General features: G+C 58.8%; 14 protein-coding genes. 9 read left to right on the forward strand and 5 right to left on the reverse strand.

Going from position 1 to position 25,097, the window contains the following annotated elements:
- Window positions 1-90: 90 nt before the first annotated feature.
- Genes Pan189_RS11750 through Pan189_RS11760 form a run of 3 tightly spaced genes read left to right on the forward strand, consistent with a single transcriptional unit; the run spans window position 91 to window position 8,133 of the window.
- Complete coding sequence (locus Pan189_RS11750; RefSeq protein WP_145364100.1) at window positions 91-3,432, forward strand: PD-(D/E)XK nuclease family protein; 3,342 nt, start codon at window positions 91-93, stop codon at window positions 3,430-3,432.
- Window positions 3,429-6,920 (forward strand): UvrD-helicase domain-containing protein, encoded by a 3,492-nt coding sequence (locus Pan189_RS11755; protein WP_145364101.1) that lies wholly within the window; start codon window positions 3,429-3,431, stop codon window positions 6,918-6,920. Before Pan189_RS11750 ends, Pan189_RS11755 begins: the two co-directional genes overlap by 4 nt.
- Complete coding sequence (locus Pan189_RS11760) at window positions 6,907-8,133, forward strand: class I SAM-dependent methyltransferase (RefSeq protein WP_145364102.1); 1,227 nt, start codon at window positions 6,907-6,909, stop codon at window positions 8,131-8,133. The genes Pan189_RS11755 and Pan189_RS11760 overlap by 14 nt, the downstream gene beginning before the upstream one ends.
- Before the next feature lie 9 nt (window positions 8,134-8,142).
- Here Pan189_RS11760 and Pan189_RS11765 read toward each other — a convergent pair whose 3' ends face one another.
- Window positions 8,143-8,652 carry a hypothetical protein gene (locus Pan189_RS11765; protein ID WP_145364103.1) on the reverse strand — a complete coding sequence of 170 codons (510 nt, stop codon included), beginning with the start codon at window positions 8,650-8,652 and terminating at the stop codon, window positions 8,143-8,145.
- A gap of 282 nt (window positions 8,653-8,934) precedes the next feature.
- Between Pan189_RS11765 and Pan189_RS11770 the strand changes: the two genes are divergently transcribed.
- Complete coding sequence (locus tag Pan189_RS11770; RefSeq protein ID WP_310820367.1) at window positions 8,935-10,134, forward strand: Gfo/Idh/MocA family protein; 1,200 nt, start codon at window positions 8,935-8,937, stop codon at window positions 10,132-10,134.
- Window positions 10,135-10,339: 205 nt separating this feature from the next.
- Complete coding sequence (locus tag Pan189_RS11775) at window positions 10,340-11,680, forward strand: PP2C family protein-serine/threonine phosphatase (RefSeq protein ID WP_145364104.1); 1,341 nt, start codon at window positions 10,340-10,342, stop codon at window positions 11,678-11,680.
- Here Pan189_RS11775 and Pan189_RS11780 read toward each other — a convergent pair.
- From Pan189_RS11780 to Pan189_RS11790, 3 genes are all read right to left on the reverse strand, one after another.
- Entirely contained in the window at window positions 11,664-12,230 is a 567-nt protein-coding gene (locus Pan189_RS11780) for a thermonuclease family protein (RefSeq protein ID WP_310820368.1), read from the reverse strand. The two genes, Pan189_RS11775 and Pan189_RS11780, sit on opposite strands and share 17 nt — an antisense overlap.
- Window positions 12,231-12,680: 450 nt before the next feature.
- Window positions 12,681-14,528, reverse strand: coding sequence for an adenylate/guanylate cyclase domain-containing protein (locus Pan189_RS11785; RefSeq protein ID WP_310820369.1), 1,848 nt, complete (start codon window positions 14,526-14,528; stop codon window positions 12,681-12,683).
- Between the two features lie 93 nt (window positions 14,529-14,621).
- On the reverse strand, window positions 14,622-16,865 hold the full coding sequence (locus Pan189_RS11790; protein ID WP_145364106.1) for a serine/threonine protein kinase: 2,244 nt from the start codon (window positions 16,863-16,865) through the stop codon (window positions 14,622-14,624).
- A 402-nt stretch (window positions 16,866-17,267) separates the two neighbouring features.
- Here Pan189_RS11790 and gyrA point away from each other — a divergent pair, with 402 nt between their 5' ends.
- The 4 genes from gyrA to Pan189_RS11810 all read left to right on the forward strand — a co-directional run bounded on the left by gyrA (window position 17,268) and on the right by Pan189_RS11810 (window position 24,128).
- Window positions 17,268-20,153 (forward strand): DNA gyrase subunit A, encoded by a 2,886-nt coding sequence (gene gyrA / locus Pan189_RS11795; RefSeq protein ID WP_310820370.1) that lies wholly within the window; start codon window positions 17,268-17,270, stop codon window positions 20,151-20,153.
- 121 nt (window positions 20,154-20,274) lie between these two features.
- Window positions 20,275-21,603: a UDP-glucose dehydrogenase family protein gene (locus Pan189_RS11800; RefSeq protein WP_145364107.1), complete on the forward strand. Its 1,329-nt coding sequence runs from the start codon at window positions 20,275-20,277 to the stop codon at window positions 21,601-21,603.
- Window positions 21,604-21,696: 93 nt separating this feature from the next.
- Window positions 21,697-22,816, forward strand: a protein-coding gene (gene prfB / locus Pan189_RS11805; RefSeq protein ID WP_145364108.1) for a peptide chain release factor 2 whose coding sequence is annotated in 2 segments (ribosomal slippage) — window positions 21,697-21,765 and window positions 21,767-22,816 — 1,119 coding nt in all. Because the reading frame shifts where the segments join, the coding sequence is not laid out codon by codon here.
- Window positions 22,800-24,128: a 3-keto-disaccharide hydrolase gene (locus tag Pan189_RS11810; RefSeq protein WP_145364109.1), complete on the forward strand. Its 1,329-nt coding sequence runs from the start codon at window positions 22,800-22,802 to the stop codon at window positions 24,126-24,128. The genes prfB and Pan189_RS11810 overlap by 17 nt, the downstream gene beginning before the upstream one ends.
- An 18-nt stretch (window positions 24,129-24,146) precedes the next feature.
- On the opposite strand, the gene Pan189_RS11815 is transcribed toward Pan189_RS11810, so the two are convergent.
- Entirely contained in the window at window positions 24,147-24,956 is an 810-nt protein-coding gene (locus Pan189_RS11815) for a hypothetical protein (RefSeq protein WP_145364110.1), read from the reverse strand.
- Window positions 24,957-25,097 lie beyond the last annotated feature (141 nt).

Below are 25,097 nucleotides of genomic sequence, written 5' to 3' on the forward strand. Positions count from 1 at the left end.
TCGCGATCGAATTTTCGATCTGCCTCCGATAGAGGCGAAAATTTGCGACGACACGCTAATCTAAGGTCGTATCCCCGCTGCGACAAGACGATGCCATCCGGATCACTGCTTGTGCTCGCGTCCGAATCCAGTTTCCGATCTGAAGTCAAAGTGCTGACCGGCCCGACGTACGCGGGTAAAACCGCCCGGCTGCTGGAGGCGTATTGCCGCCAACTCTCGCGCGGATTTGAAGCAGGCCGCTTCGGCCAGGCGATGTGGCTGACGCCAACCCATCGTTCGAAACGCTTCATCGAACACCGCATTGCCGAACGGCTCGGTACGGCTGTGTTCAAACCGCAGGTCGTCACATTCGAGGACTTTTGTGATTCGGTTGTGGCCGCCGAGTCGCCCGAAATGCGTCGCCTCGATCGTGTCGGCCGAATGCGGGTGCTTCGTGACGTGATCGAAGAATTGAGCCGCGACGGAAAACTCAAACACTTTCAGCCGATTGCCGACACGGCTGGTTTTTTGCGTCTGGCCTCGGCTTTGATTGCAGAATTGAAGCGTGAAGAAATCTGGCCCGAACACTTCGATGACGCCTCGTCGACATCGGGTGGCTCCGCGCGACTGCGTCGAATCGGCGAACTCCATCTGATCTACGAGACGTACCAGAACCGCCTTCGCGAGCCTCCCGGCGCGATGTCAGCAGAGCAGTATTACGACTCCGAAGGTCGGTTGTGGTCTGCACGGAATTTTCTCAAAGAAGGGCGATTCGGACGGCTGCGAGCACTGCAGTTACTCATCGTTGACGGATTCTCTGACTTCACACGCACCCAGCGCGAAATCGTCGTCGCCCTTGCAACGAACACCCGGCAGACACAAATCGCGCTGACGATCGATCCGCCCGATCGATCCCGAAAGATTTTCGCGAAGACGCGGGCAACCCTCGAAGCGCTGCGGTCCGAGTTTGGCCGGACGGACGGAATAACGAGCGATATCCAGTCCATTGAACCTGTTGATTCAGATGTGACACCAGCGCTGAGTCAGGTCGGCGGATATCTTTTCGACATGCCGAATCGCGTTCAACCGGTCGCCGACGCAACGGGCGTCAACATTATTCGGACGCTGGGCCCTGCCGCCGAAGCTCGCGCTGTCGTGACGCACATTCGCAGTTTGATCTCATCGGGCGTTGCCCCGGTCGACATCGTCGTGACGGCCCGTTCACTCGATGCCAGTCAAAATGAAATCATCAAATTGTGCCGAGACGCGGGGATCGGCATCGACCACGACGGCGGTTCAAGTTTGAGGTCAAAGCCGAAGGTGCGAGCCCTCCTCGATGTTCTGAGGACCGAACAAGCCGATTGGCGATCGGCTGATCTCGCCCAACTCACCAACAATTCGTTGCTGCACTTCTCCATTGAGCCACGTGAACGAGAAGCGGCGGCCCGAGACCTATCGAGTCGGCTAAGAAGTTTGCAACTTGAAGGCGGGAGGAGCGATGTCCTGCGTGCATTCTCGACGGCCAGTTCAACAAAGATTGACGACCCCGACGACGGCCGGTCTTCTGGCCAGCCCGCCGAGCGACCGGCGACGTTCCTGCTCAGGCGGCTCGACAGCGTGCTCGCTCCGTTCCGCGGCAAAGCCCGTTTTGTCGAATGGGTCGATCGTTTATTCGTCCTTGCCGGCGAACTCGGATTGCGAACGTCGTCCGATGATGCCGGGGACAACGGTTGGGCATCGTTCGAAGAGGTGCTCGGCGCGGCACGCCGCGTCGACTCGATGATGATCGCCACGAATGTTCCAATCGACCTCGGTCGATTTCTTCAGCGGCTCGGCGAACTGATCGATGAATCGACCGTTCCGGAACGAAACGACGGAACCGGAAATGTCCGATTTTTAGAGGCGGATCAGATCAGAGCCATTGATGTACCGCACCTGATTTACACGGGCATGACTGAGACAGAACTGCCTCGCAATCAGGCGGATGACTGCCTGCTCAATGACGGCGACCGATCCCGTTTGGCGGACGGCGGTCTGGCCGTCAACGATCGCACTCGGCGGCAGAACGATGAAATGCTGCTGTTTCACGCCGTCGTTAGCCGGGCTCGTCGTTCGCTGACGCTGACTTATTCGGCGGTCGATTCGGAGGGCCGACCGTCTTATCCCAGCCCCTATCTCGCATCAATTAGAGAACTCTTTGAAGACGGTGCTCTCACCGAGCAGGAATACGAACAATTCGATCCGGTCCCCGCCGAAGCCGCAGCCGTGATCAGCGAACGGGATCGCGTTCTTTTTGCTGTCGCAGAGGCACTTCAGGGGCGTTGTGGCGTATTGCAGACATGGGCGGCAGAGCCTGACAACGGCCCCCGCATCCGAAATTTGATGGCTGCCGCCGACATGGCATGGTGTCGGTTTCATCAGCGTGGACCGACCCGCTATGACGGTTGGCTATCGTCGGAAAGCGCTCAGCGCGTTCTCGCGAAACTATTTCCGGCGACGCATGAGTTCAGCGTTAGCGAATTGGAAGCGTACGCGAACGAGCCGTTCCTTTTTTTCCTCTCTTCGGTCTTGAGATTGGAGCAGTTGGAACCCTTGGGGCCTCGCACGGACTATCGTCGCCGCGGGACCGCATTGCATCGGGCGCTGGCCAAGTTCCATGATCGGAGTCTCGCAAACGATGAGGAACGCAATCGGGAGCAATTGGCGGAATTCATCGAACAGGAAATGCAGCGCGGGCCCGCGGCGTCGCGGGCGCTTCGGGCACTCGTTCGCATCGAGTCGCGACATGTGCCGGATTGGGTCGAATCGTATCTGACTCAGTGGACGGCGTACGTCGATTCGATCGTCGAACTGTGGTCGGCCCGGCCCGTCGTTACCCACTGTGAGGTCGCTTTCGGAGCGATGCAGCATGTGACCGACGAAGGCCAGCCGGCGATGCCGGGCGTCGTCGTCGGAAGTGGGGAAGACGTCGTTCATCTCCGCGGGCAGATTGATCGCGTCGACGCCGCGGCAGGCTATTTCAACGTGATCGACTACAAGCTCTCGGGAGGGAAACGATTCGAGCTAGAGGACGTTCTGAGCGGCAAATCGCTGCAACTGGCCGTCTACGCGCGAGCGGTTCGAGAACTCGGTTTGACGGACGGTTCGAACTGTTTGTCACAGGTCGGTTATTGGGATTTGAGTAGCGGCGGGTTCGGCCCCGGCATGAAGACCAGAGCGAGAAAGCTGAAGTCGCTCGACGATGACACCGTCAGGGAGATCGACGCCGCTCTCGATGAATCGATTCCTCAACTCGCGAGCGCGATTCGGTCCGGAGTCTTTTTGCCTCGGGCAACGACCGCGGACATGCGATACGACCGGCTGTTCGGCATCGTCGAACGCATCGGGGAGTGGAAGGCCGTGGCTGAGCCGCTGGCGAAGTCGGAAGTCCCGTCTCCGGGAGGTCCGCGATGAATCAAGTCGACGAGCCATCCCCGAAAATTCGACCGGAGCCTGCACTGACATCGCAGCAGGAAGCGGCGATTCATACGGAAGGGGTCTCGATCTCTCTGAGCGCTGGTGCTGGTTGCGGGAAAACGTTCGTGCTGACCCGTCGGTTCTTGAAAGAACTGGAACCAGGGGGGCGAGCCGGATCGCTCGGTCGTCTCGTCGCGATTACCTTTACCGAACGAGCCGCCCGTGAACTCCGCGATCGCATTCGCAGTCGATGCCGAGAAATGCTGGCGACCGCGGCCGCAGCGGATGCCGAGCACTGGCTCGACCTGCTCAGATCGATCGATACCGCGCGCGTCGGCACGATCCATTCGTTTTGCGCGTCGATCCTGCGTGACGCCGCTGTCGAATCGGAGATCGACCCGGCGTTCGGTCTGTTAGAGCCCCAAGTGGAACCGGCCGTTCGCTCGCGTGCCGTGCGATCCGCCGTGACTCGACTGTTGGAGGAGGACGACGCCGATCTTGCCGAACTTGTCTTTCAATACGGCTTCGACAAAGCGGTTACGATCCTCGAAGAAATGCTCTCTGCCGATACGAAAGCGGCGAGCGATCCCAAAGTGGATGAAATTGACGATCCGGGTGAGATCGTCGCTGCTTGGACAGAGCAATGGGCAGAACGATCGGTCCCCATTCTCACCGAAGACTTCTTGAGTCGGCCGAAAGTCCTCAGCGCGTTTGATCTGCTGTCGATTCATGACACATCCAACGCAGTGATGCAGCAGCGAAGGGCGACGATTCTTGCAACGCTGGCAGAGTTGCGGGCGGGGGGCAGCGTCGAGACCGCGCTCGCCGACTTGGCTGATGCAGCCGTCGTCAAAGGCGGAGGCGGGAAAGGGGCATGGGTCTCAGAAGAAGTCTACGAGGAGATCAAGGATGGCCTCAGTGATCTCCGGGATGAAATCAAGAAGCTGAAGTCGGGAATCGAATTCGAGTTGGAGCAGGCGGTCGAGGGGGCGCGACTCGGGTTAATTGCGCAGCGGGTTTTGAATGAGGTGAGACGCGAATTCCGCGCAACAAAGCGTGAGCTCGGCGTCCTCGATTTCGACGACCTGCTGACGATGACCCGTGACGTCCTGAAGAAAAACGAAGCGGTTCGCCGACGCGTTGCCGCCGGAATTGACCTGCTGATGGTCGACGAGTTTCAAGATACCGACCCCGTGCAGGCCGAGATCGTCAGCCTCATTTGCGGCAATGATCTGACTCGCGGCAAGTTATTCGTCGTCGGCGACTTCAAGCAATCGATCTACCGCTTCCGCGGAGCGGACCCGACGGTCTTCGCGAAATTGCGTGGATCGCTGGACGCATCCGGCCAGTTGTCGCTGAGCCGCAACTTTCGAAGCCGCGACGAGATATTGCGGTTCGCCAACACGTTGTTTGCAGCCCCCATCGGTTCTTCCTATGAACCATTGATCGCAGGCACCGACTCACCGCCGCTCAGCGAACCGCCGATCGAATTGCTATTGCCGCGCGGCAGCGATCCGGCCGAATCATCGGACGACAAACGGAAGCGGGAAGCCGACGCGATCGCCCGCCGCATCAAACAGTTGATCGACGATCAGATCCCGCGGATCCGCGACCATGACGGGCTGCGTCCGGTTCGCCCCGGCGATATCTGCATCCTGTTCCGGGTAAAATCGCACTTCCCGATTTATGAAGAGGCGCTTCGCCGCGCTAGTCTCGGCTATTACCTCGTGGGCAGCAAAGCGTTTTATGCGCAGCAGGAAGTCAACGACGTCGCGATGCTGTGCCGCTGGCTCGCCGAGCCGGAAGACGTGCTGAGTCTGGCGGGAGTCCTTCGATCTCCGTTGTTCGGCCTCGACGACGAAATGCTGCTCGCGTTACGTGATGCCGGGTCGACGATCGACTCCGGGTTGTTCGGTGAAACACTTCCTGAACTCTCGGAGCAACAAGCCGAGCAGGTGCGGTTTGCTGCTCAGACTCTCGAGGAACTCCGCTTTCAAAAAGATCGCCTGCCGATCCGCGAATTGCTGGAGTTAGCGATCGATCGCACCTGTTACGATGGGTCGATGTTGCTCGAGAAGTTCGGCCCCCGAAAGGTCGCAAACCTTCGAAAATTGCTTTCAATGGCTGCCGCGGCTGATCGCTCCGGAATCGTGTCACTGGGCGATTTCGCCGCCCGAATCGGCGACGCCATTCTTGAACAGGCCGACGAAGAATTAGCGGCGACCGAAGCTGAAGGGGGCGACGTCATTCGGCTGATGTCGATCCATCAATCGAAAGGGTTGGAGTTCCCGGTCGTCGTGCTCGCCGACATGGACTGGCAGGACTCCTCACGTCCGACAAAGGCGACAATACACGCCGAATTAGGCCCCCTCGTTCCAACGCCGAGCAAGGAAAGTTCCTCTCATCTGGGGGTCATGATCCACAAGGTTGCCGAGCGCAGAGCAGACCGCGATGAAACCGTTCGCCTGCTCTATGTCGCGGCGACGAGGGCCGCCGATCACCTGATCCTCTCGGCCGCGCTGCCCCCCGACGGACGGTTTCAGTCGCCTTGGCTCAAACTCATCGCCGACAAATACGATCTTGAAACCGGCTTACCATTCGATAGCGACGCCGACGCCCCGACTGCCAAACTTTTCGATGCTCCCCCTGACGTATCGTTTGAGACGACTGCGAGAAGAACCGACACGGTCCGCTTGTGTGATCTGCGGGAAACTCTGGCGGCAACCGAACCGGAGCGACAAATCGCATTGACGGTTCCGACAATCGTCCGAAGTGAGTGGAGCGTCACAGCGCTGACGAAATGCCTGTCTGCCCCCTCTTTGAGAAAACCGGTCGGTCAGTCGTCTGACCAGACTCCTTCGTCAGACGATTCCCTGAGCGACGAGCCGCGCGACTTCGGTAGTGCCGTTCATCACATGATCGAGTCGGCAGACATGAACGACACGCCGGAGCGGCGGGCGATCCGATTGCAGTCGATTGCCCGCGAATTTGACGTCTCGCCCGCGAGATTGGAGCGAACACTGGAGACCTTTTCTGAAAGCGACGTTGCGGACTCGATTCTTTCGGCGGAACAGGTCGAGCGGGAACTCGATTTTCGACTGCCGATGACGTTCGAAAGCGGCACCGCGATGTCGATCACGGTGGTCGGACAGATTGACTGTCTCATTCGGACTTCGGATGGGAAGTGGAAGTTGATTGACTTCAAAGTTCCTGCCATCGATTCGAATGACGCGCAGTGGCCCGCCCAACGAAAAGTCCTACTAGAGCGATACAGCATTCAGTTGCAGCTCTACGCGTTGGCCTGCCGGGAGATCTTCGCCCAATCAAAAACGAAGCCCGACGTGACGGCCGAGTTGGTCATCCTCGGTCGCAAATGTCGCACAATTGCGGTCGATGTCGGCCTGACCGCCTTGGCCGAATTGCGAACCTCAATAAAAGAAAAGCTCGTCGAACTTCGGGACGAGGAAACCGATGGACGACGGTAACGAGGACTCCGTTCGTGATCGAAAACCGCGGTCGCCTGATCGACCTGCGGACGAGATCCAAGTTTTGCGGGACCTTAGATCCGACCCGTCCGTGATTGACGCGATCGATGAATCTGATGGCGACTCACTAACTCTGCAAAAGTCGTTGCGAGAACGCTTTCCGGCCGAGCTAGTTCGCGCTGCGCTGGGGTTAGTCGACGCCCGCAGTCGGGCGGCGGCAAAATTTCCCGAAGCGAAACGCCTTTGGGCCGACCGGGTTCTTGTTGAACAGGCGACAGCACCGGAAATCGCAAAGCACAAAGCGCAGCGGTTTGAGGGAAGGGTCATCGACCTATGCTGCGGACTCGGCAGCGACACGTTGGCACTGGCTCGTCGCGGCAATGTGCTGGCCGTCGACGCATCGCTGCGATCGTGCTTATTTACAAAATGGAACACGGAGGACGCCGGTCTCGAATACCAAGTGCAAATTACGACAGCACTGGCCGAGTCGATTAACGTCGGTGGCCGATTGATCCATCTCGACCCCGATCAACGGGCCGGCGGAAAACGATCGCGTCGGGTCGAACATCTCTCGCCCTCGTTGGCCGAGATCACACGCCTGATGGCCTCTGCTCGCGGCGGCGCGGTGAAGCTGAGCCCGGCCTCAAATTTCGGCGGCAAGTTTATTGATGCGGAACACGAACTGATCAGCCTGAACGGCGAGTGCAAAGAGGCGGTGATCTGGTTCGGCGAACTGGCCGAACCGGACCTCTGGCGGGCGACCATTTTGCCCGAGAATGCAACGCTCGAAGCAATGCCTTTGCAGCACTATGCGGAGCGATCTTCTTTGCAGCGATTTCTCTATGACCCTAACCCCGCAGTTGTCCGAGCGGGATTGATCGACTGCTGGGGCGAGCGCGACTCGCTGTGCCGACTCGACGACGCCGACGAGTATCTCACGTCCGACCGAGCGATCGATTCGGCCTTCGGCCGCAGCTTTGAAGTGCTGGCCGAACTACCGAACAACGAGACGAAACTTCGACGCGAAGTCGCCAGGTTGAATTGGGGCGATGCCGAAATTAAGTGCCGTCACCTGTCAATCGACGCCCGAGCGATTCGCAGCCGATTGTCGCTAAAACCGGAAGGAGAACGCGGAACGGTGATCTTCGCCCGAATTGGCGGACGGGCGAGAATCGTTCTCGCCCGTCGCCTGCCGAAATCATCAAGCCAGTGATCAGTTCGGTTAGATCGATTCGCGGAACTTGAATTCAGCGATCGGCTTGATCGGCTGCACTCCGACCGGCCGCTGAGTGACCTGATACGGGATCGCGTAACATCGTGTGATACCGCTGTTGAGTTCGGCGATATACAGTACGCTTGTGGCCGGTCGCACGCCGCGCTGGGCGTTCAGATTGGCAACGCCGGCGGTGATCGTGTACTTCGTTTGCGCGGACGGGTCGACGTTGAAGTCTTGCGCGATGTTGCGGGAATAGTACTGCGTGAAGGTGCCGGTCGAATTGTTGAGAGCCGCTCCGGTCAGTTGTCCGGTCAGATAGTCGAGCATGAATACACCTTCGGCACTGCCGAGCGCATCCATCTGACAGGTACACATCGCGAATGAATCGTTGCGATCATTCGTCACCGCTTGAGCCGGTTGGACGGGCCGCAATTGCGCAACGCCGAAACCAGCGGCAATCCCGAGGATCGCAAAGAGCCATCGCGCATCCGTAACAGCATTTCGCAATTTCGTCATTGTGCACCGCCTTGTCACTTTCGGATTTCATGAACGAAAATTCCCGCCCGTCATATCCTATCGGATCGATCAGATCGGTAAAAGATCGTCATGGGATGGCGCTGAGGGCAGCCGGGCATCTGCGACGGTTTGTCAGCCGACTCGGGAGCGGATAATCTGCGATTCTGCTAATGAGTTCATCAGATCGGCATAAATCAGTGAACTCATCTGCCGGGTGATCTCATCAAATTATCATTGCCCGCATTCCTGACTGGATGCCCACAGCGACGAGGAACACTGACGATGGAAACGACGAACGGTGCGCTCAACCGTAAGCTCAAGATGGCCCTGATCGGTGGAGGGCAGGGATCGTTCATCGGTCGGGTTCACGCCACCGCGGCTATCCTCGACAACCGAGCCGAGCTCGTTGCGGGGGCGCTGTCGTCGAATCCCGAAAAAGCAAAAGCCTCCGCACCGGCCTACGACATTAAACCCGATCGTGCGTACGGATCGGTCGAGGAGTTGGTCGAGAAAGAACGAGCCCTTCCCGAAGGAGAGCGGGTCGACTTCGTCAGTATCGCAACGCCCAATCACACGCACTACCCGATTGCCAAGACCTGCCTCGAGGCGGGATTCAATGTCATCTGCGATAAGCCGATGACGTTCGATCTTGAGGAAGCCGAACAGCTCGCCAAGTTGGTTGAGCAAAGCGAGCCGGTCTTCGCACTGAGCCATAATTACACGGGCTACCCGCTCGTCCGACAGGCACGCGAAATGATAGCGAGCGGCATGCTCGGAGAGATCCAAGCCGTCCGAGCAAATTACATCCAAGGTTGGCTGCGGACGCGATTGGAGGACGATGAAGTCAAGCAGGCGGCTTGGCGAACCGACCCGACCAAATCTGGTGCGGCCGGGGCGTTCGGAGATATCGCGACTCATGCTTACAATCTCGGCCGGTTCATGACGGGTCTGCTGCCGAGCCAGATCGCCTGTAACCTCAAGACATTCGTCGATGGTCGCAAACTCGACGACTACGGCCACGCGGTTATCCGCTACCAGAACGGGGCGCTCGGCACCGTCACGGCGAGTCAAATTTCGCACGGTCGGGAAAATGATCTCTCGATAGAAATCGACGGAACGAAGGGGGCCCTGCAATGGCGGCAGGAAAACCCGAACGAGATGATCGTGCGGAAAAATGGAGAACCCCACGCGATCTACACGCGCGATCCAAACGCCCCCTTCATGATGGAAACGGCTGCCGCCTCATGCCGCTTGCCGTCGGGACACCCCGAAGCATTCTTCGAAGCCTTCGCCAACGTCTATCGCGCTGCTTATGACGCGATGATCGCACGGGCGACGGGGGAGGCCTTCGAGAGAACCGACACCCTCTACCCGAATGTCTACGACGGCGTCGAAGGGATGAAGTTCATTTCACAGAGCGTCGCCAGCAACCGCGAGAACGGTTCGTGGGTCGATTTCGCGTACGAGAAGGCCCGCCGCTGAGGCTCAGCGCCGAGTTCCGATCAACGAGAATTAGGGGTCGAGAGAGCAACGTAAGGGATCACACGGCACCGCTGACCGGTAGGAGGCGTATATCCCGACTCCGCCAACTAAATCGCAGCGTTTCCTGGCAATTCTGATCACCGGACGATCACCAACGTGTCGACGTTGAGGGAAGACAAATACGTTCCCTCACGTGACTCTTCCCGTGGCATCACCCCGACTCCCAACGGTACCTCCACGCGCGCCGCAGCGACGCGACGGTCGAGCGAACTCCGAAAGCGGCGGCGGTGATTCGCGAGATTGTAATGCGCGAATCATTGAGACGCTGCTACGACTCAACGAGACGGCGGGCCGATCCGACGATGTCGGCTCCTCGATCACCGAGCAACTGCGACTGCTGCTCTCACTTACTGGGTTTGACGCCGCCGGTTTCTGGTTGCTCGATGTCGAAGAGCAATCGCTTCGCCTGCGCATCGCCGAACCACAGGGGTTGTTCGAAACCGTACCGCAACCTGTTCGCCGCGTGACCGAGGCAACTTACGACTCGTCGGCTTTGCTCAACGGCATTGTCTCGCTCAATGACGCGGCCGACCAATCGTGCGTTTCGTGGCTCACCCCGAACTCGGAGGCGGCACTTTGCATCCCGGTGACCGGGCGGCGCGGGCCCTTGGGAACGGTGTGGGCCTTCGGCTCATCCCGCCCACCCTGTTCCATTCCGGAAATGCGGACGATTCGTGCGATTGCCAACCAAATCGGCCTGACACTCGAACGAACGGCTGTCGATGTCGAGAGCGAATCGAATCGTGTCTCGCGGAAAGACCTCGAGTCTGCGGCAACCGTCGAGCCGGTTCAGAACGAATTGCAGTCTTTTTCGCTTGCCGGTTTACGTGCGGCTTCGCGAACGAGCGCGGCACGATATCTCAGCGGCGATCTTTGCGAGGTGCTTTCGCTTTCCGATCGGCGAACGCTATTCATCATTGCCGACGCTTGCGGACATGGGGCCACCGCGGGGATGGTCCGAGCGGCTCTCAGAGGCGCCCTTTACGCTGCAATCGACACGGCTGCGGACCGGATGATGTCGGCCTCGACAATAACCGACTTGTTGAACCGGGTTGTGCATGGCGTGACACAACCGCACCAGTTTATTACGGCAGTCGTCGGCATCTTTGACCCCGAGACCGGAAGACTCCAATACACAAACGCCGGCCATCCGCCGCCGCTGCTGTTTCGGTCCGGCAAGCTGATTCCATTTGAGTCCCACGGACTGGTTCTCGGATTGACCGACTCGATGGCGTACGCATCGGACGAAATCGACATCCAGGCGGGGGATGTCATCGCGGCATTCACCGACGGAATTACCGAAGCGGCAAGCGATGGCTCGCCCATGTTCGGCGTTGCCGGAATTTCGAAAGCGATTATTGACTGCGGTTCGTCAGAACCAGAGTCGATCGTCAAAGCGGTTTGGGACGCATCGATCCGTCATCAAGGCGGCGCGATCGACGATGATTGCACGATGCTCGCGATGCGCTTTAACGCGTCGGAGTGACTTCTGCGGGTGACGCAGACCAGATTCCGAGCGAACGCGTTCGAGCCGACTCCTCCGCCGCTTTGAGCTGATTCGCATTGACCGGCGAAATCGGAAACCGCTTGTCGAACCGTGCGAGGCCCTCAACGACCATCGCTTCATTGAGTAGCGCGCCTTCGCAATAAACGTATGCGAGAACGCGGCTATAGCGATCGATCCGTTCGCGATCGAATTCAAGCCGGACCGGCAATCCTTCACACAATGCTCGCAAGCGTGCCGCAGCCGATTCCCCGAAAGGTTGCTCCGGCAGGTCGGGATGCACGCTCTCGGGAGCATCGATTCCCATCAGCCGCACGCGTCGACCGTCCGTGAGGAGTAGGGTATCGCCGTCGATGACTCTCTCGACGACGCCGGTCGCTGCCCCGACGGTGGACCGAGCGCGACGCTCATCGGACGACAAGCGCAGCACAGAACCTGCGATCAGTAGGAGCGCGATTGCGAGCAACGTCTGCCGTGCGTAACGCCGGGCAACGCCGCTGCGGAGAATCGACTTTCGGCGGCGGCGTCTCATCGCCGACTTTGGCATAACGAGTCACAGAGGGTTCGCGAGGCCCAAAATACCAAACAGCTCAACAGGATACCTCGTCGGCCAATTTGCGATCAGTCAATGAACCAGAATCGCGGTCGGCTCTGTCGAACAACGCGTTGAGCGTTTCCAATTGTTCTCGACACCGAGTGTCGACATCGATTCCCGGCGCGAGTTCGTGTGCCTGATCGAGTCGAAAGTAGACGCGGCGTACGCCACTTGAATCGCCGCCGCGTACACGCTGAGCGTCAGTATTTTCGTCCGCGTTTCGCATTCCACATCGTTGGCTTGGGTATCGCGGCTGATCGCACGAGTCGTGGCCTGTTCTTCAAATAAAGCGTAGGCCGCGACCGCGATTCACGCCGACGAATGTTGCGAAATCACAACATCTGTGAGGCCGATCGCCGCTCAAACCCGCGTATCCCGGATAACTGGTCATTTTTCAGGAGCACGAATCACGCCGTCCCAATCGGCGGGAGCCCGCCGACCGGCTGCCACAATTTGCTGGCTCAGGAAGTCTTGAGCAAGATCATCGGCCGGCAGTTGGTGCAGAAGGCGATAGGCATCCTCCCACTGCCCGGCGGTGAAGGCATCGACGGCGCTTTCGAAAACTTTCAGTTCCGCATCGGTCAGGTAGCCCGTGTTGCCGACTTCCGGCAACAGTTCGGTCAGTTCGACCGGTGTTTCCGTCCCGTAGGGAATCACCGTCGCCAAGCGGCGCAAGCGCATTTCGTCGGCCTCGGACGCGTCCCGCAAGACCTTTGCGGTCGCTTCGTCAATCAGCACGGGCACGCGGGTCAACTTGGTTAAGCCTTCGAGACGGCTCGCCAGATTCACCACCGGCCCGAAGACCGTGATCTTTGACTGCTCCTTCGTCCCGATCTTCCCCGCCACGGCCCGACCGTGAGCGATACCGATTCCGACTCGAAACGGCGCGCCGTCAGAGCCGCGAATTTCGCCCGACGCGAATGCCTTTCGGATCGCCATCGCTGCCCGACAGGCCTTGACCGGCGAGGTCGGATCACGAAACGGCCAGCCCCAAAAACCCAGGGCCGAATCTCCGAGGAAGTCGCTGGTCACGCCGCCGTTCGACACGATCGCGTCGGTCATGATCCCTAACGCATGGCTGACCTGCTGGAGCAATTCGGGTAAGCGGTCGGATTCACGCTCGGCCCGACGGCTGAATCCCCTCAAATCGCAGAACAGAACCGTGACATCGCACTCGGACGGCTCAAGAACGGCCGGATCAAAATCTTCGCCGACCGCCTCGAGCAAAGGCCCCGGAAGAAATTGCCTCAGCCCGACCGACTGCCGCTCCAGCCGACTGAGTCGGCGAATGGAGCGATGGATATCGGCCACCAGTTCGGCAAAGCGGATGTCGGGACGAAGGTCGGATTGCCCCCGCAGCGGCTCGCCCCAGGGTGCCATTGTTCGGCCGACAACGTAGAGCACACTGCGACTTCGTTGGTCGTCGAGCAACGGCAGGCAGAACGCCCAATCGACCTCAGCCGAAATCGTGTAGTCCGCGCTCTGCCCATCTTGAGTTCGCCACACATGGGCGATCGGCTGCCACTTGTGAAAACAGGATTCGAGAAGCCGTTGGCTGGGGGCGAGACTCCGATCGGTATCACGACGATGCTGCTCTTCGATAATTCGAAAGTCTTCTTGAGAACGCTTTGAATCGCTGCGGAGATTCGAGTGAGTCGGCTCCGGTCCGGTCTCTTCGGAGACGGTAGCCTCGATGACGGCCACGGCATCGGACCGGGGGATGCCGGCGATCAACAACTCGACCAAGCGGCGGTAAGATTCTCGATCCTCATTCGAGTCGAGAATGACCGCGGGCAAGCGAGACAGCACTTCAATCCGACGATCAGCGTCGACAAATTCGGTTGCGCGAATCTCTGCCTGTGAGAAAGTGACCTCTTCGACGTTTTCTTCCGGATGCGGCGCGGCAGGCGACTCATCGGTCATTCGGAAGGTCGTCATTCCGATGACGAACCGCTGCCCGACGCGAAGTTCCGCACTATCGCTCGACTCGCCATCAACGAAGATCCCGTTTCGAGCGAGGTCGTGCTTCTGGACACGGAGATGTGGCCCCGCCGGCAGTTTTCCCCCGTTGTTGTCAATAGCTTGAACAACAGCATGCGTCCGAGAAATTTCGGTATCCCACGGCACAATCAGGTCACATTGCTGACCCCGACCGAGCGTGAGGTTTTGCCCGAATTCAAGCGGCCAGCTCGCCCGTTGTTCAGAGTCGATCCCTTCGGCCTTAAGATAGAACAACGGAGCTGGGCCTTCGCGGGGAGCACGGAGTTTCGTCGGCTCTCCGCATCAGCGGCGGATCACCACGGCCAGAGTATCCCGACACTGCCGACGTTATGAAACGACAGCGTCTGAATCATGACGGGAGAACAGCACACGCCCGGTCAGAGCCTGCGACACGAAATACCAAAGAACCAGAATCAGTGCGGCTCCACAAATTAACGCGGCAATCCCGTAACGTGCAAAGCTGCGGCGCATCTGCTCGACCGGCCGAACGACCTCATCATAGCGCTGCTGCACCAAGGCGATCCAACCGGTGTCTTCAATTGGAGCGAACGCGGCGAGCCAACGGCCCTCGTACGGCGCCGCACCAAAGGGAGCTCGTCGAAAGGGGTCAAAATACGCCGCCTCACGGACCGGTTTTTTATCGGGCACACCCGATTGAACCCGCCGGGCCGCTTCGTCAAACGCGGCCGAGACGCCCCGCTCGATTTTCGGGGGAACGAGAACGCGAAATTCGGTGCCGGTGCGACCGTCCTTCTCGATCAAAATCCAAGGGTGATCGTTGGATTTGATGCGATTCAAATCGAGATGCTCCGCAGTCATCCACTGGTGATCCAGAAGTTCGCCGTCCCGTGCATCAACCACCGCAAGTACGCTCGTCTTCGATTCGCGGGACTCGCGGCTGAACTCATCGAGCAATTGGCCGAGGTGCGTCGTTCGAGCCAGAACGGCTATCACATCACCGCTTTCGGGATCTCGCACCGGCGTTGAGATGGCGAACATGTACTTCCAAGTCGCTTCACTACGATAGGCGAGCGACACATGCGTTTGTTGAACCACCCCGAGATCGTCGGGAAGGTCATCCTCACGGTCGTATTGAACGCCCTGACCATGAAAGTAGTCTCGGAACGCGTAAGACTTGCCGAGCGTTTTTTCGTTTTCCTTTTGCGGACCATATCGCCATTGCTGGATTCCGTGCCGATGTTCGCCCGCACTGACAAGGAACCAACTTTGATCAGGCTCTAAACCGTCGACGAGGCGACGTTCTTTGATCGCATTGGCTCGTTGCGCCAACAGACTCCGCAGTTCGGCCAAGACATCGGCCGCCGCTGTTTCGTCCCAGTCCATCGACGCGGCTGACTTGGTCAGATCGACTACCTCGGAATCGGACGCCATGCGATCAAGTTCACGAGCGCGTTCATCCAACTCACGATCGAAACTGCGCGACAGGAGACGGGCCGTGAGATCGATCTGCCCTTGCGCCTGCTCGACCGCGTTTTCCCGGGCTGTGGAAACGGCCTCCTTCATTGTGGTCAGAAAGAAGGGCACCATCGAAAGCAGTAGCAGCATCGGTCCGACCAAGCCGAGCACCAACATTGGTCGACGTTGCGATTCTCGGTCGCGGGCGTCCAAGGCATCGCGGACGGCCTGGGCGGTGGGAAATCGGGCGTCGGGATCGACACTCAGACAGCGGCGGACGATCTCGGCGAGCGGGCGGTCGACATGTCGCCCCAGCGACAAATCGGCGGCTCCGTCCGTCGTGACGATCCGGCGATACGTCGCGAGTCGTTCATCGATCGTCTCCGCTTCGCGCAGCTCCGCCTCAGCCTCTTCCGTGCGGTGCGGTGGTGCTCCCGTCAGCAATTGATACAGCAGAGCCCCGACTGCGTAGACGTCCCATCGGACATCGGGCACCGCATCGGAGGCGGCCTGCTCGGGAGCCATATAGAACAACGTGCCGAACGAGGGACTGCGATCGATCGATCGCCGGCTCTGCCCGAAGTCACACAGCCGAGGTTCATCACCGGCGTCGAGCAGCACGTTCGCCGGCTTCAAATCGCAATGCAAAATCCCGCTGCCGTGCGCGTGAACGAGTCCTTCCAGAACTCCGCGGATCAGCCGGACGGCGTTCGCCGTTTTGAGCGGACCACCTTCGAGGGTCCGATCGAGCGACCCCCGTGGCAGAAATTCCATGATGAAATAAGGCGGATCGACATCCCAACCGACGTCAATCAAATCGACGATATTTCGCGAGGCATCCAGCGCGGCCAGTCGCTCGACCTCCCTTGATAGCGACGCCCATTCGATCCCCCGGCCACGCAAAAACTTAATCGCGGCTGCCCGTCCCGTTCGTCGCTCACGCGCCAGCCAGACATCACCGTAGCCGCCACTGCCCAACCGACGTTCCAACGACCAACCGGGCGGAGCGGACGGCGCATCGGACAAGTCCGTCAGCAAACTAAGTTCGGCAGAGCGAGCCCGGCCCGCAGGGTCTTGCAGGGGCGTAGCGTCGATCAAATCAGCGCCGCGTTCACCGCGGACGGCCGATATGTCGTTGCCTTCGAATTCTTGCATACTGCTGCTTATTGCCAGCCTGCCGGGACGAATCGTTTCACGCGATTATTCGCAGTTGCCGTCCCGTTCTCAATCCCGACTCATTTCGGAAGGTAATTGCCGAATCCGCGTCAAAAAACACGGAAAGACGCGGTTGTAGGTTTGAGGAATCCATCGCCCAAATATATACTGTGGAGGCACTTGGGCCGATGGTCATCAGGCATTTACCAATATTGGCCAGCGTCCTCCGTGGCGGCCCTGTGTTCAGGACAAAATTTCACTTTTTGGCAGCGTGTGCGTCGACCTGCGGTTTCGCGGTCGCCATCACCGGGCTGCCGTTTCTGACCAATCGCGGCGACCGCGCGCATCATTGAAACCTGCGGATCGCAACGCTCGCGAGATTTTTCACGCTAGGAGTCGAATTTGGCGGACGGAGACCTTCCCGGCGATCCGGGCGAAGTGATCGGTGCGAATGACGACCGCATAGAGCGTCTCGACATCGAAGACGAGATGCGGTCGAGTTATCTCACCTACGCGATGAGCGTCATCATCAGCCGGGCGCTGCCCGACGTGCGTGACGGCCTCAAGCCATCGCAGCGACGCATTCTCGTCGCGATGAACGACCTCAACCTTGGACCGTCCGGCGGACGGAAAAAGTGCGCCAAAATTGCCGGCGACACCAGCGGTAACTACCACCCGCACGGCGAAACGGGTGTTTACCCGACTCTGGTCCGAATGGCACAGAACTGGGTCATGCGGGAAGTGCTGGTCGACAAGCAGGGGAACTTTGGCTCGCTGGCCGGTTTGCCCCCGGCTGCCATGAGGTACACGGAAGCGCGACTCTCGGCCGCTTCAGCCGAGATGCTCCGCGACCTGAACCGCGACACGGTCGATTTCATTCCGACCTACGACAATTCGGCATTCGAACCGGTCGTATTGCCTTCGAGATTCCCAAATCTCGTGGTGAATGGCTCGACCGGCATTGCGGTCGGCATGGCGACGAGTATCCCGCCACATAATCTGGCGGAGGTCTGCGATGCGGTCGGCGCGCTGCTCGAAGATCCTGACATCTCGATGGACGGGCTGCTCGAATATTTACCCGCTCCGGACTTCCCGACCGGGGGGGTGATTTGCGGCCGGGCCGGGATTCGGCAGGGATATCTGACCGGTCGCTCGACTATCACGCTGCGTGCCCGAACGCATTTCGAGACCGAGCGAAACAGCGACGTCATCGTGATCACCGAGATCCCGTATCTCGAAACACGCGATCGCATCCGCGAGCGGCTGGAGCAGATCGTCAAAGACGGTCGTGTCGATGGCATCTCACGTGTGACCGACCTGACGGATCGGACGTGTCCGTCGTGGCAGGTTCGGCTGCACGTCACGCTCAAGCGAGATGCCGACAAGGAAATCGTTCTCAATCAGCTCTTCAAGTATTCGCCCCTGCAGAGCACGGTCAGCATCATTTTGCTGGCACTGGTGGGCAATCGCCCGCAGACATTGACGATCAAGCAGTTGCTCCAGGAATTCGTCCGGCACCGGATCACGGTTATCCGCCGACGGACCGAATTCCTGCTGGCCGAAGCCCGTAAGCGAAAGCACACGGTCGAGGGCCTGCTGATCGCGCAGGTCGATATCGATCAGGTCATCCAGACGATTCGCGACTCGGCCAGCCGGGCGCAGGCGAAAGAACGTCTGCAGGAGATTCAGGTTCCGTCCGAACTTGTCGAACGGGCCTTGGGCGAAGGCGGGTTCAAGCACTTCGTCAACGAGAAGGGACCGGCCGAGAACTACAGCCTGTCTTCGAAACAGGCCGAAGCCATCGTCTCGATGCAACTCGGTTCGCTCGCGAGCCTTGAGCGAGAAGAACTTAGTGGCGAATTCAATAAGCTGCTCGAAGAGATCGACGAATACCTGCGTTTGCTGTCCGACGAAGCGAACATCCGCGAAGTCATCCGGCAGGACATGCAGGAGATCAAGGACAAGTTCGGTAATAAGCGACGAACGGAGATCTCAGACGAAGAACTCGGCGACGTTGACCGGGGCGACTTAATCGCCGAAGAGCCGATGGTCGTCACGATCTCGCAGCGGGGCTACGTCAAGCGGACGGCACTGTCGACCTATCAGGCACAGGGCCGCGGCGGGAAGGGCATCAAGGGAGCGAAATCAGACGATGAGGACCCGCTGGAGCACCTCTTCATCGCGAGTACGCACGACTTTCTGCTCTTCTTTACAGACCGCGGAAAAGTCTACTGGCGGAAAGTTTACGATCTGCCACAGCAGGCGCGGACGGCGAAGGGGCGGGCACTGGTCAATCTTCTCGAAGTTTCCGACGAGAACGAACATGTCGCGACCTGCTTCCCCGTTCGCGAGTTTCCGGATGACCTGTTCCTGCTGATGGCGACACGCTCGGGGACGGTTAAGAAAACCGCACTGTCGGCCTACAGCCGTCCGCTCAAGGGCGGAATCATCGCCATCAAGCTGGACGATGGCGACGAGCTGATCGACGTCAAAATCGTGGGGGGAGACGATGACGTCGTCCTCGCAACCCGCGATGGGATGGCGATCCGGTTCTCACATCACGACGCCCGCTCGATGGGTCGCAACACCCGGGGCGTCCGCGGAATCGGACTCGTCAAAGGCGACGCCGTCGTGGGGCTGGTGCGAGCCGATACAGAATCAGAACTGCTCACCGTCTGTGAGCACGGCTACGGCAAACGGACGCCCTTCGGCAACGCGAGCGTCGCTGAAACCTCGGACGCCGATGATTCCGAAGATTCGTCAGCCGATATTTCGAGCGACGATTTGGACGACAGCGGGACAGACGCCGGTGGAACCGACAACAGTGGCGCAGACGGGGGCAGTGACGAGGCGACTCCGACCAGCAGTGGAATGAGATATCGCCGACAGAAGCGCGGCGGAAAAGGCCTGCGTGACATCAAGACGACCGATCGAAACGGCAAAGTCGTGGATGTCGTTGCCACAAGCCCCGACGACGAAATCTTGATGATCACCGCGACCGGCAAGATTCAACGAATCCGTGCTGCCGATGTCCGCCGTGTCGGCCGAAACTCGCAGGGCGTTCGCGTGATCCGCTTGTCTGACGGCGACCGACTCGTATCACTCGCCCGAATTCCCTTTGAGATTGCGGGCGAAGAAGAAGACGACGATGCGGAGGAATTGGACAATCCGACTTTAACGGAAACGCCCGAGGCGAACTTGCCGCCTGAAACAGTCTCCCCTGAATCGGACGATTCCTCGCCGCCTGAAACCGGCGAAGATTCGGAGAACTCCGACGAAGAGGCCTGACATTTCACCGTCGCCACCGCGAATGAGTGATCTCGCCCCATTTGACGAAATCGTAGAACTTGAAGCGATGGACTCGGCGTCTTATTGAAGCCGAGTCTTTCATAACGAACGGATACAACTCATGAAGATCACGGTGATCGGAACGGGATATGTCGGCCTCGTCACGGGCACCTGCCTTGCCGACAGCGGACAGGACGTGACCTGCCTCGACATCGACGAAGGCAAGATTGAACGCCTGAATGCGGGCGAAATACCGATCTACGAACCGGGATTGACCGAATTAGTCACCCGGAATCATGCGGCGAAGCGGCTGACCTTTACAACCGATTACGCAGCATCGATCCCCTCGGCTCGCTGCGTTTTTATCGCCGTCGGCACGCCGCAGGGGGATGACGGTTCGGCAAATCTGTCCGGATTGTGGGCCGTTGTGGAAACCATCGCTCCGCTGCTTGCGGAGAATGCGATCGTGGTCATTAAGAGTACGGTACCGGTCGGAACGAATCGCAAAACCGCAGCGCGACTCGCAGAACTGACCGGGCGCAACGTCGATGTCGCCAGCAACCCGGAGTTCCTTAAAGAAGGGGCTGCCATCGATGACTTCACGAAGCCTGATCGCATCGTCGTCGGTGTTGATCGGCCCGAAGTTGCCGAGGTGCTAAAGAATATCCACAAGCCCTTTCTGCGAAACGAACACCCCTTCCTGGCGATGGGCTGGGAAAGTGCGGAGATGACGAAATACGTCGCCAACTGCATGCTCGCCACGAAAATTAGTTTTATTAACGAGATGGCCAACCTGTGCGAACATGTGGGGGCTGACGTCAACGAAGTTCGTCGCGGCATCGGACACGATGCACGGATCGGATTTAAGTTTTTATTTCCGGGCGTCGGGTACGGCGGGTCGTGCTTCCCTAAGGATGTCCGGGCTCTCATTCGGGTCGCCGATGACAACGACATGACCTGCCGCATGCTCGCCGCGGTCGATGAAGTCAACGACGTTCAAAAGCATGTTCTGGGCGAGAAACTATATCGCTATTTCGACGGTGACCTCTCAGGAAAAACGATCGCCGTTTGGGGTCTTGCATTCAAACCGCGGACCGACGACATCCGCGAGGCGCCGGCGCTCGTGCTCATCGACCGGTTGCTAAGCGAGGGGGCATCGGTCCGCGTTCACGATCCGGTCGCGATGAAGAACGTGAAAGCCGTTCTTGGCGATAAAGTTGCGTTCTGCGAACACCACTACGATGCGGCCGAAGGAGCCGATGCCGTTGCCATTTGCACCGAGTGGAACGAGTATCGGATGCCGGACTGGGAATTTCTTCGACATAAGATGAAAAATTGCGCGATCTTCGACGGCCGAAATCTCTTTGATCCCGCTGCCATGAGAGACTTGGGAATCTGGTACACCGGCATTGGGTTGGCCGGGGATGACATGGCGACTCCGACGACCTGACGCTTTGACGATTTCGCGTCGGCGAACAACGAATCCCTCTCTCGCGCTGCGGGCTTGTTTTGGGATGATCACCTTCCACCAGGAACAACGCATATGGACCCGGAATTGACGGCGCGGTGTGATGATCTCACCCGCCGGATTGTCCACCTCCGGGACAGTCTTTGACTACGACAGCCTCCAGCAGCGTATTAGAGAGATTAATGAGCGGATGGCCGCGGCGGACTTCTGGGATGATCAGGAGTCGGCGCAGGCGACGGTCTCGGAACTGCAGCGAATTCAGGGAACATTGAAGCCCCTCGAATCGCTCGTGCAGTCGGCTGAAGACATCGAAGTGATGATCGAACTGACCGAGGAGGACGACTCTGACGAGAGTAAAGCGGAGCTTGCTCAGACGGTCAACAAGGTCGAGCGGGATCTCGAGGCGCTCGAAATCCGCGCTATTATGCGGAACCCGGAAGACGCCTGCGATGCGTTTATGTCGGTGCAGGCGGGAGAAGGCGGGACCGATGCGGCCGACTTCGCCGAAATGTTAATGCGAATGTATCAGCGATGGGGCGAGCAGAACGAATACAAAGTCTCGCTCGAAGAAATATCACCGGGAGAAGAAGCGGGTATTCGCAGCGCGACGTTGCACGTTAGCGGCGACTACGCCTACGGCTATTTAAAAGCCGAAAACGGAACGCATCGGCTCGTCCGCAACAGCCCGTTCGACTCGGCTGGCCGACGGCAGACATCGTTTGCCGCGGTCGACGTTACCCCGGACATCGGCGATTCGATCGATATTGATCTGAATTGGGATAGCGACGTCCGCGAAGATACGTTGCGTGCCGGCGGAGCGGGGGGCCAGCACGTTAATAAGACGGAGTCCGCCGTTCGGCTGACCCATTTGGAGACCGGTGTCGCCGTTTTATGTCAGAGTGAGCGTAGTCAGCACCAGAATCGAGCCACCGCCCGCAAAATGTTGACGGCGAAACTCTATCAACTGGAGGTCGAAAAACGGGAAGCCGATATTGCGGCCAAGCGTGGCCAGAAGACAAAGATCGGTTTCGGCGGCGAAACAATTCGCCACTACGTTTTAAATCCCGATCAGTACGTCAAAGATTCGCGAACAGGAACGAAAACCGGCAATCCCGGTGCGGTTCTCGATGGCGATCTTAACGAATATATTGAAGCCTATTTAAGGTGGAGCATCAGCCATGAGCCTACGAAATAAGCGTCGGCAGCCTTACACAAAATTGCCGGGTTGGCCGACAGCGTCTCATTCGACTTATTGGTTGATTACCGGTTCGGTCTTCGTGCTCGTCGGCATCGCTGGTTGCGGACAGGAAGCCGTCGACGAGTCGCCAACTAAAGAGAGCCCCACTGTTTTGGCGACTAAAGATGCGGCGCAATCGGCCGACACGTCTGCGGCTTGGCATCCCATCGCATTGAAAGATGTTGAGCAAGGTTGGATCGCCTTATTCGATGGCCGGACGCAGTTCGGCTGGAGTGCAAACTCCGAGACGAACTGGCGGATCGACGATGGGGAGATTGTTGCCGACGAAGGTGACGTCGGGTTGCTACGAACGACGACCCAGTTTGCCGACTATGAGTTCCGCTGCGAATGCCGCCTTGCCGAAGGCGGAAATAGCGGTGTTTTCCTGCGAACAACCGCTGATCCGGAATCACCAATCGAAGGCTGCTACGAGTTTAACTTGTGCGATCAGCACGACACGCATCCAACCGGGAGCCTCGTCGGCCGCAATACGCCGACGAAACCGTTTCAACTCGGCACCGACTGGCATACCGTATCGATCACACTCAGCGGCAATCGCATCACCGCGAAGATTGACGAAACGGTGGTGCTCGAAAATGTCGAAGTTGAAGGCGAGACGCGGTCAATCGGATATATCGGTCTGCAACACAACAAAGGCCAAGTCCGGTTTCGGAACGTCGCACTTAAACCACTCGCACTAACAACGCTCGACGAATCCGACGATTGGGAGGTCGTGCCCGGCTCGAAAGGGCAGGCGACAGTCCAAGAGGAACAAATTAAGATCGAAGGAGGCCCGGGCTTCTTACAAACGACGGAAACCTTCGGTGACTTCGTGCTGCAGCTTAATGCCGAGACCGGCGCGGAAGACGTCAACAGCGGTGTCTTCTTCCGGGCGGAGAAGGGCACGACCGAAGCCCCGTCGAACGGTTATGAAATGCAGGTTCAGTTTACGACTGATGGTGGCGATCGGACCAACCCGGATGACTACGGAGACGGTTTCGGTGCAGGGGCAATCTTTCGCCGGCAAGCGGCCCGCTACGTCAACGGCTCCGACTTTAATCCCGTCTATTTCACGCTGATTGCCAACGGGCCGCACATCGCCAGTTGGGTCGACGGTTTGCAGGTGACCGATTTTGTTGATGAACGTGAGCCGGACTCCAATCCGCGGAAAGGACGGCGGCTCGATCCGGGACATCTCAGCCTCCAAGGTCATGATCCCGGCACGAAGATCGTTTTCCGTACGGTCGGTATCAAAGAACTACCGAAGTGATTTTTCTGTACCGACAGCTTATTTGACGAGTTGCATTGCGGCGGTGTGAAGTTCAGACGGACTGACAAATTTCGATTGCACTTCGACTTCATCGCGACCGATCTCAGCCTTGACCGATCCGAGATCGGGCTCAGACGACAACACCAATACGCGATTGCCGTCTTCGGCCCTTTGCCAGATCGTTTGAACGGTTGCCTCCGTAAGTGGATCTGCATCGATGACGGCCAGTGGCTGAGCGTTCGGCAATCCTGTTAGCACGTCATCCAGATACCGCCGAAACACGCGATCGGCCGTAGATAAGAACGGCATTGAATCGCAGACCTCGCCGTCTTCCGTCGCGTAGAGCTTTGCCGATGCCTCGATGGCACCGAATGTTTCATCGCGACCGGCCATGACAGGCAGCGCCGCAATGTCCCCGGTCATCGCCGACCGCTCCAACAGCAGCCGTTCACGCGATTCTCGTCCGCGAACGGCCAATGCGACCGGCCAGTGCCCCGGGTACGCCCGCATTTCAGATTCGCACCACTCCCCCAACACAACGACCCAACTCAGTGCGGCGGTCCCGATGAGCCGATCGATGTCGTGGCGTCGATGACGCAGCGGCCGATCCAGAGCGACAATTCCGAGATCGAATTCCGCTGGATCGGGAGTCAACGACCGGGCTGTCGTCAGTGTGCTGACTGCTCCGCTTAATTCGCGTCGAAGTACGATCGTCGATCGGCCGAACACATCCAGGCACGCCTGTCCGACCTCTCGGCAGAGCGAACTTTCGATGTCGCCTACAAGCAGAATTCGACCGAAACGACGGTCAAACGGCCGAGTTGTCATTCCCAGTTGCCTCGCTGAAAAAACCCTGTCTCGCTGAAAGAACTCAGACGTCATGGCACACGCGATCAGCACGCTTCCGAGACCTGATTACCCACAGGGACTTCAAATAATACCGAAATCGGTTCGATTTCTGCGATTGAC

This window comes from Stratiformator vulcanicus (genome assembly GCF_007744515.1).
Classification (GTDB): domain Bacteria; phylum Planctomycetota; class Planctomycetia; order Planctomycetales; family Planctomycetaceae; genus Stratiformator; species Stratiformator vulcanicus.

Coding starts and splice junctions, on each gene's coding strand:
- Pan189_RS11750 (WP_145364100.1), top strand. CDS start 91: ATGCCATCCGGATCACTGCTTGTGCTCGCGTCCGAATCCAGTTTCCGA.
- Pan189_RS11755 (WP_145364101.1), top strand. CDS start 3,429: ATGAATCAAGTCGACGAGCCATCCCCGAAAATTCGACCGGAGCCTGCA.
- Pan189_RS11760 (WP_145364102.1), top strand. CDS start 6,907: ATGGACGACGGTAACGAGGACTCCGTTCGTGATCGAAAACCGCGGTCG.
- Pan189_RS11765 (WP_145364103.1), bottom strand. CDS start 8,652: ATGACGAAATTGCGAAATGCTGTTACGGATGCGCGATGGCTCTTTGCG.
- Pan189_RS11770 (WP_310820367.1), top strand. CDS start 8,935: ATGGAAACGACGAACGGTGCGCTCAACCGTAAGCTCAAGATGGCCCTG.
- Pan189_RS11780 (WP_310820368.1), bottom strand. CDS start 12,230: ATGAGACGCCGCCGCCGAAAGTCGATTCTCCGCAGCGGCGTTGCCCGG.
- Pan189_RS11790 (WP_145364106.1), bottom strand. CDS start 16,865: ATGCAAGAATTCGAAGGCAACGACATATCGGCCGTCCGCGGTGAACGC.
- Pan189_RS11800 (WP_145364107.1), top strand. CDS start 20,275: ATGAAGATCACGGTGATCGGAACGGGATATGTCGGCCTCGTCACGGGC.
- Pan189_RS11810 (WP_145364109.1), top strand. CDS start 22,800: ATGAGCCTACGAAATAAGCGTCGGCAGCCTTACACAAAATTGCCGGGT.
- Pan189_RS11815 (WP_145364110.1), bottom strand. CDS start 24,956: ATGACAACTCGGCCGTTTGACCGTCGTTTCGGTCGAATTCTGCTTGTA.